This is a genomic window from Intestinibacter sp. (genome assembly GCF_022780145.1).
GTDB lineage: Bacteria > Bacillota > Clostridia > Peptostreptococcales > Peptostreptococcaceae > Intestinibacter.
On record NZ_JALEXO010000186.1, the window covers coordinates 1 to 12,309 of the forward strand.

At 32.9% G+C, this 12,309-nt stretch carries 11 protein-coding genes and 1 riboswitch; of the genes, 1 reads left to right on the plus strand and 10 read right to left on the minus strand.

Translation table 11 applies throughout. The features are described from left to right. The 9 genes from guaA to MR593_RS07375 form a co-directional block, all read right to left on the minus strand. On the minus strand, nucleotides 1-1,256 hold a 1,256-nt coding region (guaA, locus tag MR593_RS07335; protein WP_290691434.1), incomplete at its 3' end, for a glutamine-hydrolyzing GMP synthase. Further along, the gene (guaB, locus tag MR593_RS07340) at nucleotides 1,256-2,725 is read right to left on the minus strand and encodes an IMP dehydrogenase (RefSeq protein WP_290691437.1); all 1,470 of its coding nucleotides are present in this window, start codon (nucleotides 2,723-2,725) and stop codon (nucleotides 1,256-1,258) included. The genes guaA and guaB, both read right to left, overlap by 1 nt. 225 nt (nucleotides 2,726-2,950) lie before the next feature. After that, nucleotides 2,951-3,052, minus strand: a riboswitch (purine riboswitch). A gap of 53 nt (nucleotides 3,053-3,105) precedes the next feature. Next, the gene (gene larC / locus MR593_RS07345) at nucleotides 3,106-3,510 is read right to left on the minus strand and encodes a nickel insertion protein (protein WP_290691440.1); all 405 of its coding nucleotides are present in this window, start codon (nucleotides 3,508-3,510) and stop codon (nucleotides 3,106-3,108) included. A 29-nt stretch (nucleotides 3,511-3,539) separates the two neighbouring features. Further along, nucleotides 3,540-4,277 (minus strand): nickel pincer cofactor biosynthesis protein LarC, encoded by a 738-nt coding sequence (gene larC, locus MR593_RS07350; RefSeq protein ID WP_290691443.1) that lies wholly within the window; start codon nucleotides 4,275-4,277, stop codon nucleotides 3,540-3,542. Between the two features lie 13 nt (nucleotides 4,278-4,290). Further along, nucleotides 4,291-5,034 (minus strand): nickel pincer cofactor biosynthesis protein LarB, encoded by a 744-nt coding sequence (larB, locus tag MR593_RS07355; RefSeq protein ID WP_290691446.1) that lies wholly within the window; start codon nucleotides 5,032-5,034, stop codon nucleotides 4,291-4,293. Nucleotides 5,035-5,151: 117 nt separating this feature from the next. Beyond that, nucleotides 5,152-6,981 (minus strand): gamma-glutamyltransferase, encoded by a 1,830-nt coding sequence (ggt, locus tag MR593_RS07360; protein WP_290691449.1) that lies wholly within the window; start codon nucleotides 6,979-6,981, stop codon nucleotides 5,152-5,154. 195 nt (nucleotides 6,982-7,176) lie between these two features. Next, complete coding sequence (gene groL / locus MR593_RS07365) at nucleotides 7,177-8,796, minus strand: chaperonin GroEL (RefSeq protein ID WP_290691452.1); 1,620 nt, start codon at nucleotides 8,794-8,796, stop codon at nucleotides 7,177-7,179. Between the two features lie 24 nt (nucleotides 8,797-8,820). Further along, nucleotides 8,821-9,108, minus strand: coding sequence for a co-chaperone GroES (groES, locus tag MR593_RS07370; RefSeq protein ID WP_290691455.1), 288 nt, complete (start codon nucleotides 9,106-9,108; stop codon nucleotides 8,821-8,823). Nucleotides 9,109-9,295: 187 nt separating this feature from the next. Further along, complete coding sequence (locus MR593_RS07375) at nucleotides 9,296-10,171, minus strand: DNA-3-methyladenine glycosylase family protein (protein ID WP_290691458.1); 876 nt, start codon at nucleotides 10,169-10,171, stop codon at nucleotides 9,296-9,298. A 188-nt stretch (nucleotides 10,172-10,359) separates the two neighbouring features. Here MR593_RS07375 and MR593_RS07380 point away from each other — a divergent pair, with 188 nt between their 5' ends. Next, entirely contained in the window at nucleotides 10,360-10,908 is a 549-nt protein-coding gene (locus MR593_RS07380; protein WP_290691462.1) for an SGNH/GDSL hydrolase family protein, read from the plus strand. Between the two features lie 57 nt (nucleotides 10,909-10,965). Here MR593_RS07380 and MR593_RS07385 read toward each other — a convergent pair whose 3' ends face one another. Further along, a complete protein-coding gene (locus MR593_RS07385) occupies nucleotides 10,966-12,267 on the minus strand; it encodes a pyrimidine-nucleoside phosphorylase (RefSeq protein WP_290691464.1) in 1,302 nt (433 codons plus the stop codon). Nucleotides 12,268-12,309 lie beyond the last annotated feature (42 nt).

Here is a 12,309-nt window from a genome sequence, read left to right on the forward strand (position 1 = left end):
TCCATGTATATAGCATCGGCTTCTCTTAATATATCACATTTTTCTTTTGTAACTTCACCGATAACTCTTATTCCAAGACCTGGTCCTGGGAATGGATGTCTGAATATTAATTTTTCTTCTATTCCTAATTCTAGACCTATTTTTCTAACTTCGTCTTTGAATAATTCTTTTAATGGTTCAACTATTTCGAAAGCTATATCTTCAGGTAGTCCACCTACATTGTGGTGAGATTTTATAGTTGCAGATTCTCCGCCAAGTCCACTTTCTACTATATCAGGGTAGATTGTACCTTGAACTAAGAAGTCCATTTTACCAAGTTTATTTGATTCTTCTTCAAATACTCTTATGAATTCTTCACCTATTATTTTTCTCTTTGCTTCTGGTTCAGTTACACCTTTTAATTTACCTAAGAATCTATCTTCAGCGTTAACTCTTATTAGGTTCATATCGAAAGTATCTCTGAATATTCTTTCTACATCGTCACCTTCATTTTTTCTAAGAAGACCGTGGTCAACGAATACGCAAGTTAAGTTGTCACCTATAGCTTTGTGAACTAAAACTGCTGCAACAGATGAATCAACTCCACCACTTAATGCGCAAAGAACTTTTTTGTCTCCTATAGTTGCTTTTAATTCTGCAACCTTGTCGTTTATGAATGAATCTGTAGTCCAGTCTCCACTTACTCCACAAATATTATATAAGAAGTTTTTGATTATCATGTATCCTTCTTGTGAATGTTCTACTTCTGGATGGAATTGAACTCCATATAATTTCTTTTCTACGTTTTGAACAGCTGCAACTGGACAATCATCAGTATAAGCAACTATTTCAAATCCTTCTGGTATAACATCAACTCTGTCTGTATGACTCATCCATACTGTGTTAGTTGTCATTCCTTCAAATAATTTTGATTCTTTGTAAGTTATAGCAGTTTTTCCGTATTCTTTTTCAGCTGCTGTACCTTTTCTTACGTTTCCACCTAAAGTATGGCACATTGTTTGAAGACCATAGCATATTCCAAGTATTGGAATTCCTGCTTCATATATATCTCTTGCCATTTTTGGAGAATCTTCTAAATATGCGCTATTTGGTCCTCCAGTAAATATTATACCTTTTGGATTTTTAGCTTTGATTTCTTCTATGTCTGTTTTGTAAGACATAATTTCGCAATATACATTATTTTCTCTAACTCTTCTAGCGATTAATTGATTGTATTGACCTCCGAAGTCTATAACAAGAACTAATTCATGTTTCATTACATCATTTCTCCTTGTACACTATAATTTGGTGCTTCTTTTGTTATTCTTATGTCATGAGGATGACTTTCTTTTAAAGAAGCTGCAGTTATTTTTACAAACTCTGCATTTGCTTGTAATTGTTCGATAGTATTAGCTCCACAGTATCCCATACCTGATTTGATTCCGCCTATCATTTGGAATACTATATCTTCTGCTTTACCTTTGTAAGCAACCATACCTTCTACACCTTCTGGAACTAATTTCTTTTGTCCTTCTTGGAAGTATCTATCTTTTGAACCATCTTCCATAGCTGCTATAGATCCCATACCTCTGTAAGTCTTGTAAGATCTACCTCTATATAGAACTATTTCTCCTGGACTTTCTTCAGTTCCTGCAAACATTGATCCCATCATACAAACATTAGCACCTGCTGCTAAAGCTTTTACTATATCTCCAGAATATTGGATTCCACCGTCTGCTATTATTGGTATATCGTATTTTTTAGCTACTTCATAGCAATCCATTATAGCTGTTATTTGAGGAACACCTATACCAGCAACTACTCTTGTTGTACATATAGAACCAGGTCCCATACCTATTTTAACACAATCTGCACCAGCTTTGATTAAATCTTCGCATCCTGCAGCTGTTGCAACGTTACCTGCTATAACTGGAAGATCTGGATAAGCAGCTTTTACTTTTTTAAGGGCATTTATTACGTTTGTTGTATGTCCATGAGCACTATCTAATACTATTATATCAACTTTTGCTTTGTAAAGAGCATCTACTCTTTCTAATAAGTCATTTGTTATACCTACACCAGCACCACAAAGAAGTCTACCTCTCTTGTCTTTTGCTGAATTTGGATATTGTATTTTCTTTTCTATATCTTTTATAGTTATTAATCCTTTTAAATGACCTTCATCATCTACTATAGGTAATTTTTCGATTCTATGTTTTCCTAATATTTCTTTTGCTTCTTCTAAAGTAACACCTTCTTTAGCAGTTACTAGACGTTCTTTTGGTGTCATAGCTTCTTCTATAAGTCTAGACATATCTGTTTCGAACTTGATATCTCTGTTTGTGATTATACCTATTAATATATTGTTTTCATCTACTATTGGAACACCTGATATTTTGTATTTTGCCATTATGTTATCTGCATCTTGAATTGTGTGACCTTTTGATAAAGAGAATGGATCTACGATTAATCCACTTTCACTTCTTTTAACTCTATCTACTTCTGAAGCTTGTTTTTCGATTGACATGTTTTTATGAATTATACCTATTCCACCTTGTCTAGCCATTGATATAGCCATTTTAGATTCTGTTACTGTGTCCATACTTGCACTCATTAGTGGAATATTTAATTCGATATCTTTTGTTAATTTAGTTTTTGTGTTGATTTGTGATGGTAAAATTTCTGATTTTTGTGGTATTAATAATACGTCATCAAAAGTTAAACCTTCTTTTACGATAGTTGCCATTTTGCATTACCCCTTTCATTTAATTATTATATTAGTTATGTTTAAAATATTTAAATATTATGATTTTGTATATAAATTATTTTTAATATTTATTAATAAAAAAGCCTCTATAGTAACTTCCATCATTTTTGCAAAAGTGAAATTACTATACAGGCTTCTAACACCATGATGTAGCCAACTTACTGGGATCTAATATCAGCCGGTAAATTTACTTAAGATGTCGCAAGATATAATAATTCCACTCATAGTCCAGATATTTACGGTATCTAGGTAGAAACTCTCAGACCATATTACTGAGCATATACGAGTGATTTATTATAATTTTATTCTATTTGAATTGAATATTAATTTATCAAAAATCATGAACATTGTCAATGAGTTTAGAAAAATTTTTCGTTTATAATAGAATTTATTTCGTTAAAAATTTGATTTAATGGTATTTTTTCCTTTTTTGCTATTATTTTACAATCTTCATACTCTGGTGTTACTTTAATTAATTTTCCATTTAAGTATCCTAGCTTTATTTGTATATCGCCGTATTTAGTAGTTATTTTAGAAAATCTTCTATATAATGTAGCTCTATTGAGCTTTTGATATCTAACACCAAATGTAGAGGTCTCAGATAATAATAGTTCGGTAAATTTATCTATATCCTCTTCATTACATATAATAGTTACCTTATAAGCAGGTCTATTCTTTTTCATGAAAATACTCTCTGTATATATATCTAGTGCTCCTTCTGATAAAGCCTTCTCATATAGATAAGAATACATCTCTGAGGACATATCATCTATATTTGCGATAATTTCACATACTAGATTTTGTTTTTTTTTACACCTATAAAGGTTCTAAGAATATTTGGTGCTTCGAATTTTTTGTATCCGATTCCATAGCCTATTTGTTTTGTCTCAAATTCTATTTCGTCGACAAACTCGTCACACATAGTTTTTATAATTGCAGCTCCTGTTGGAGTTGTGCATTCTCCTGTTACGTTGTTGAACTTAACTGGAACATCCTTTAGTATCTCTGCTACTGCCGGTGCTGGCACTGGAATAACTCCATGAGCGCATTTGACAAATCCTGAGCCTAGAGGAATCTTAGTTGCGTATATTTTATCTACACATAGTAAATCTATCAATATACAAGAGCCCACTATGTCTACGATAGAGTCTATAGCTCCCACCTCATGGAAATGTATCTTGTCGATAGTTGTACCGTGTACCTTAGCTTCGGCTTTTGCTACCTCCATGAATATTTTCTTTGCATTTTCTTTTATGTCGTCATTTAAAGAACTATGTTCTATTATATCATATATATCAATTAAATTTCTATGCACGTGGTTTTCTTTTGTTATTACATTTACATTTGTTCCTTTGATGCCATTTTCAAATTTGTCGTTTATTTCTATTTCAAATTCATCGTTTAAATTTAGTTTGCTTAATTCTTCTAAAAATATTTCCTTTGGAACACCTAAATTTAATAAAGTCGATAAAGTCATATCTCCTGATATCCCGATTATTATATCAAAATATAATATCTTCTCTTCCTTCATATAATCCTCCAAATTAGTCTAATTTATTTATAGTTGCTGCTAAATACCCTGCACCGAATCCATTGTCTATGTTAACTACTGATATTCCTGATGCACAGCTATTTAACATCGCCAAAAGTGCAGTAATACCGTTAAAGCTTGTGCCATATCCAACTGAAGTCGGAACTGCTATTACTGGTACATCTACCATTCCTCCGACAACACTTGGTAGTGCACCTTCCATTCCTGCCACAGCTACTATTACCCTAGCTTGTTCTATAAGGTGTCTCTTATTTAACAATCTATGTATCCCTGCTACACCTACATCGTAAATTCTCTCTACATCATTTCCTAAAAATTTTGCTGTGTAATATGCTTCGTCAGCTACAGCTATATCAGATGTTCCAGCTGCAAGTATAGCTATTGTTCCCTTTCCTACCTTTTTTATTTCATGATTTTTTATCATCAATACTCTTGATAACTCATCATATTCTACATTATCGTATATTTGCTTTAATTTTTCTGCTGTTTCTTTTCTGCATCTTGTACCTAATACGTTGCTTTGTTTTTTTAGCAAAACATCAACTATTCCTATTATATGTTCGTCTGTTTTTCCTTCACAGTAAATGACTTCTGGAAATCCATTTCTAAGCTCTCTGTGATGGTCTATATTTGCATAGCCAAGGTCTTCATATGGTAAATCCTTAAGCTTCTCTACTGCTGTATCTATATCTATTTCATCATTTTTGACTGATTCTAGTAATTGTCTTACATCCATTGATTTAGTGCCCCTTTCAAATTTCTTCATTTATAAATTATAACTCTATATTAAAAAAATTTGAATAAAACAAATACTTTTTTAATATAGAGTTATCGATTATATAAATATTTAATTTTAATATCCTAAAGCCTTTCCATCTCTTCTCTCATCGGCTCCACCTTCCATAGTGCCATCTTCCTTATACATGACTGCCTGTACTGATCCAAAATGCTTTGGTTCATCCTTGTAAACACTTACTGGATGTCCCTTAGATACTAGAGGTGAAATTAAATCAGTATCTACAGTATTTTCAAATACCAATCCTTCATCTGTCTTATCGTATATTCTAGGATAATTTATCGCCTCTTGTATAGGTAAATTGTAATCTATTACGTTACTTATTACTTGAGTCAATAAGCATACTATTCTAGAGCCTCCTGGAGTCCCTATAACTAAAAATGGCGTATCGTCTTCATTTAATATTACAGTTGGACTCATTGAGCTAAGTGGTTCGCTACCTGCTCTTACACAGTTTTTTGAATTAGGATCTGGTGAAAAGTCTGCCATAGCATCATTAAGCACAAATCCATATCCATCTACTACGACACCTGAACCAAATTCTAGGTTTACAGTTTGAGTTATCGCTACCATGTTTCCGTCTTTGTCAGCTACAGAAAAATGTGTTGTATCCTCATGCTCATAGTCAACTGCATCTCCACTTGAATAATTTTGTGAATAATCCATGTTTATTTGTTCAGCCAATTTTTTAGCGTATTTCTTACTAGTCAATCCCTTTATAGGAACGTCTTGATTAAATGGATCCGCCATGTATTCTTCTCTATCTGCGTATGATATTTTCATAGCTTCAGATAATAGATGTATTCTCTCCGCTGAATCTATATCATATTTGCTCATATCGAAGTTTTCTAATATGTTTAAAGCTTCTATTATACTTGTTCCTCCTGCTTGAGATGAAAGTATTTTATATCCTCTATATGTACCTTCTACTGGTGTAGATACATTCGGCTCGTAGTTAGCTAGATCATCTAGAGTAAGAATTCCTCCGTATTTATTTGACATTTCAACTATTTTTTCTGCTACCTCACCTTTATAGAAGCCGTCTCTACCTTCCTTTGCGATTATTCTAAGTGTGTCTGCTAGATCTTTGTTTTTCCATAGGTCACCTACTTGATAAAGCTCTCCATCGTCTTTTCTAAGAAATTTGTAAAACTCATCAAATCTAGACATCTTCTCATCTGCTGCTACAATATCGTGGTAAAGTGTAGGTGTTACATAAAATCCGTTTTGTGCTAAATTAATAGCCGGTGCCATAACTTCTTCTAAGGTCACATTCTTAGAACCATATTTATCAAAGGCATATAAAAGTCCTGCCACTTCTCCTGGAATTGATATCGCCTTTCCACCTTGTCGCTCTTCTTTGTTGGCTACCTTCCCATTTGATACAACCCACATATAAGGGTCAGCCGCCGCTGGAGCATCTCCTCTAAATGCTATAAATACATTTTCTCCTTGTGCAGTTCTTATAATCATAGAACCACCACCGCCTATTCCTGAGCCATTTGGTTCTACTACAGATAATGCAAATGCTACTGCCACAGCTGCATCTATCGCATTCCCGCCTGCTTCTAATACCTCAAGTCCTGCTTGTGATGCCTCGTATTTAGCAGTTGCTACGACTCCATTTTTGCCAGTAGCATCTCTACCTCCACTAGTTAGTTTTCCGTCTTCATCCCATAGAGTCCATCCTTCTCCGTCTGTTACAACACCTGTACTGTCTTTATCCTCTTCTACTTCCTTTAATTTTTCCTTTGCTTCTGCTACGATTTTTTTGTTTTCCTCAGTATTCTCAGATTGCTCCTTTGCTGTTTTTGCACAACCTGCGAGCATAGGTATTGTGAGTGTCAATACTAGTAATACTGAAATTATTTTTTTACTTATCTTCATTAATTAATTTTTATCTCCTTTTCTATTATTTATATATCTATTCTGCTTAGACATATATCATCATAGACATTTTAACATTTTTTTGAGATTTTAAAAAATATTTTATTAAAAAACGCTACTCCTCAATAATCACAATATTATCGAGAAATAGCGTTTTAATTTCGAGTCGAATTTATTTTAATCTATATAATTAGATTACATCATTGGCATTCCGCCTGCTGCTGCAGCTGGATCTTCTTTTTCAGGGATTTCACCTACTGCTGCTTCAGTAGTTAAGAATACACTTGCTATAGATGAAGAGTTTTGTAAAGCACTTCTAGTTACCTTAGTTGGGTCTACTATACCAGCATCTATCATGTTTACATATTCTTCTTTGTATGCATCAAATCCTACTTCTGGATCTGAATCTATAACTTTTTGTACTATTACAGCACCTTCAAGACCAGCATTTACTGCTATTTGTTTTAGTGGTTCTTCTAATGCTTTTCTGATTATTTTAGCACCTATAGCTTCTTCTCCGTCTAATTCAGCTATTAATTTGTCTACTGCTGGTATAACACTTACAAGTGCAGTACCACCACCAGCTACTATACCTTCTTCAACAGCAGCCTTAGTTGCATTTAAAGCATCTTCTATTCTTAATTTCTTTTCTTTCATTTCAACTTCTGTAGCTGCACCAACTTTAACTACTGCAACTCCACCAGCTAATTTAGCTAATCTTTCCATTAATTTTTCTCTATCGAAATCAGAAGAAGTTGCTTCTGCTACGTTTCTTATTTGTTGAATTCTGTTTTGTATGTTAGCTTTATCTCCAGCTCCATCTACTATTGTAGTGCTATCTTTAGTTACTTTTACTGAACCAGCTCTACCTAACATACTTAAGTCAGCTTCTTTTAATTCATAACCAACTTCTGAAGATATTACTGTACCACCAGTAAGTATTGCTATATCTTCTAGCATTTCTTTTCTTCTATCACCAAATCCTGGAGCTTTAACAGCAACAACATCGAATGTTCCTCTTAATTTATTAACTACTAATGTAGATAATGCTTCACCATCAACATCTTCAGCTATTATTAATAATTTCTTACCAGTTTTAACTAATTGTTCAAGTAATGGAAGTATTTCTTGGATGTTAGATATTTTTTTGTCTGTTATTAATATGAATGGATCATTTAAAACAGCTTCCATTTTGTCTACATCTGTTACCATGTAAGCAGATATAAATCCTCTGTCAAATTGCATACCTTCAACAGTGTCTAATTCAGTTTTCATAGTTTTAGATTCTTCAACAGTTATAACACCGTCTCTACCAACTACCTTCATAGCTTCAGCTATTAATTTACCTATTTGTTCATCTCCTGAAGATACTGCACCAACTTGTGCTATAGCTTCGTCAGTTTCAATTGTTCTAGATTGATTTTTTAATTCTTCAACTGCAACATCTACTGCTTTAGTTATACCTTTTCTTATTAATATTGGGTTAGCTCCTGCTGTTACGTTTTTAAGTCCTTCTCTTATTATTGCTTGAGCTAAAACTGTTGCTGTAGTAGTACCGTCACCAGCTACATCGTTAGTTTTAGTAGCAACTTGTTTAACAAGTTGAGCACCCATATTTTCAAATCTATCTTCTAATTCTATTTCTTTAGCTATAGTTACACCGTCGTTAGTTATTAGTGGAACACCATACATTTTGTCAAGTATAACGTTTCTACCTTTTGGCCCTAATGTAACTTTAACTGTATCTGCTAATTTATTTACTCCTGCTTCTATACTCTTTCTAGCATCTTCTGCAAATTTAATTTCTTTTGGCATCTTAAATCATCCTCCTAAATAATATTATAATTCTACTACTGCTAATATATCGCTTTGTCTTAATATTATGTATTCTTCTCCGTCTACTTTTATTTCAGTTCCAGCGTATTTAGAGAATATAACTTTGTCTCCAACTTTAACTTCCATTTTTACTTCGTTTCCGTCTACCATACCACCTGGTCCTACTTCTATAACTTCAGCTGCTTGTGGTTGTTCTTTAGCTGCACTTGGTAAAACTATACCGCTTGCAGTTTTTTCTTCAGCTTCAATTCTTTTAATTACAACTCTGTCTGCTAATGGTCTTATTTTCATTTCCCATTCCTCCTATTAATATAAAAAGTTTTTTTATATAGAATTTTAAATTTTTACTTTCTAATTTGTTATCACTCTATCATTAGGAGTGCTAACAATTATTATAATATACCATTTATTTAAATTTTTCAATACATTATTGGATTTTTTTTCAATTTTTTTTAATTATTTTTCTTACCTTTTAAATTTATCTTCCTATGCCTAATTCTCTCGCATAATAAAATAAATATTGTTGTGCAAAGCCTGATAATTCACCGAATTTTTCTATGCCAAATTTTCTAATTTTAGTCAAGCTCAAATCTTCATCAACGTAGAATTCTTGCATAACTCTCTTGACCCAAACATCGACAGGGAATGTATCGTATTTTTGCATACCAAATAATGCTATACAGTCCCCTACCTTTGGACCTACACCGTTGAATTCACGCAATTGTTTTAGACATTCTTCTGTAGATAAATTTCTATAATCTAGTACATTTATGTTTTCGTCGTTTACAGTTTGAGTAGTTGACTTTATGTATTTATCTCTAAATCCTGTTGAACAGGCTCTTATTTCCTCTTGAGAAGCCTTGTTTAACTGTTCAGGAGTTGGAAATGCGTAGTAATCTTGCCCTCTGTACTCGCCTATATGTGTACCGAAATTTTTAGATAAATTGTTTATCGCTCTTTGTATCATAGGTATTCTGTTATTTGAAGATATTATAAATGAGATAAGCATTTCCCAGCCGTCTTGTTTTAGTATTCTGATACCTTCACCGAACTCTGTAGCCTTATCTAAATATTCATCCATTACCTTTAATTTATTTATTATCTCTTCATAATCATTGCCCAAATCAAAATAATCATACCATATATTTTCAAAATCTTCCTTATTAGTATTATCTAGATATATTTTGTCGCCTTCTTGTTTTACATTTATGACCTTACCCATAGCCACACCAGTGTATGAACCGTCGTCTTGCTTGATCCATCTGAAGCATTGTCCGCATTCAAATATGTGCTTTGGATTGAAGTTTTTTACATCTTCTAGTATTACAGTATTTCCTTCTTGTGTTACTTTCATTTTTAATCTCCTTATTTTATTAATTCATTCGATAATTCAATACTTTCACTTCTTAATTATACCCTCTTTGATAGTATAAAATTACAAAAATTCAAAATAAGTTTTAACAAAATCCTTTTTGTTATTCGATTTAAGTTTAAAATGATATATTATTTATATATCTTAGAATTTAAAGGAGGGAAATAGGCTTGTTAACTAATTTAAACAACTTTTTATTTATAGGAGATTCCTTTACAGAAAGACTATACGACACTATAAAATCAAACAACGACAATGCTTATGTTTGCGCTCTAGGTGGAACTACACCTGGATACTGGATTGATAGGGTTAAAAATATGCCCAAGGATGTAGAAGCGGTCGTTCTTTTAATCGGCACAAATGGTATTTTAACTCAAGAGAATATTCCTGACGCTAAAAAACTTATAAATAATATATGTAAGAAATATTCAGGAAAACAAATTTTTATCCAAAAGGTATTTCCAGTTGGTAGAAACTTCTATGAAAATGAGTCAGAAGTAATATTTAGAAATAATGCAGTAAAAAAATATAATCAGGAAATCGAGAATTTTTGCGCAGATAAACAGAATATAAAAATAATCGATACTACTGATGGACTTGTAGATGAAGAAGGTTATTTGAAATTCACATCTGATGATTTACATATAGATGAAAATTATCATCAAGATTTTTACAATAATATTTTTAATACCATAAAAGAATTTTATTCTAATTTATAACAAAAAAAAGACGAGCTTTCGAGTTCGCCTTTTTATGTTATAAATTTTGTAATCTTTTTAAGATAATATTTTTTCTATAAGTGGTCTGTTTTCAACATCTTCATCAGTAAATTCAAAAGCATCATATAACTCATCTATCCATTCTTGCTTCAAGTCCTCATCATGATAAACGTAACATATAATATCGCCTACATTTACCTTATTTCCACGCTTACAACTAAGCTCCAATCCTACAGCATGGTTTACATCTTCATCCTTAGTTGCTCTACCTGCTCCAAGCTGCATAGCCAATACTCCTAATTTTTCAGAGTGAAGCACTTTTACGTTGCCTGATTGCTTGCTTTTTATCTCTGTTTTGTATTTTGATTGTGGGAGCAGTGATGGATCATCTATCATTGCTACGTTTCCACCTTGAGCTTTTACCATTTGCTTGAATTTTTCAAATGCCTTTCCTGAAGATATAGCTTCTTCTAGCATTGCTCTTGCTTCCTCTTTGTCATTTGCAACCTTGCCCTGCATAAGCATAATTTCTGCTGCCTGCATGCAAAGCTCTGTGAAATCTCTTGGTCCATGTCCCTTTAAAGTATCTATAGCTTCTCTTATTTCTAGTGCATTTCCTATAGTGTTTCCTAGAGGTTGGTTCATATCTGTTATCATCGCCATAGTATTTCTACCTAGGCTATTTCCTATAGATATCATAGCTTTGGCAAGTTTTTTTGCATCGTCTATAGTGTGCATAAATGCACCTTCTCCGTATTTTACATCTAGTAAAATAGTGTCTGAGCCACATGCCAATTTTTTGGACATTATTGAAGATGCTATTAGTGGAATTGATTCAACTGTTCCTGTGACATCTCTTAATGCGTATAGCTTCTTATCAGCTGGAACTAAGTCTCCTGTTTGTCCTATTATGGAAATTCCTATTTCTTGAACTTGTTTTTTGAACTGTTCCTCAGTTAAGAAACAATTGAAACCCTCTATAGATTCTAATTTATCCAAAGTCCCCCCAGTATGACCTAGACCGCGTCCTGACATTTTAGCGACCTTTAGTCCACATGCTGCCACCATTGGTCCTAGAGCCATAGATGTTTTGTCGCCTACTCCACCTGTTGAATGTTTGTCTGCCTTGATGCCTTCTATAGAAGATAAATCTAAAACATCGCCGCTGTGCATCATAGCCTTGGCAAGATATGAAGTTTCTCTATCGTTCATACCATTTAGTACTATAGCCATTAATAGTGAGCTGACTTGATAATCAGGAATAGATCCATCTACAACCCCGTCTATGAAAAATTGAATTTCTTCGTCAGTTAGTTCTTCTTTGTATCTTTTTTTGTGTATTATATCTACAAAACGCATAACTATTTCCCCTTTATTTTAATATCCTTGTGCCTGCTTTCC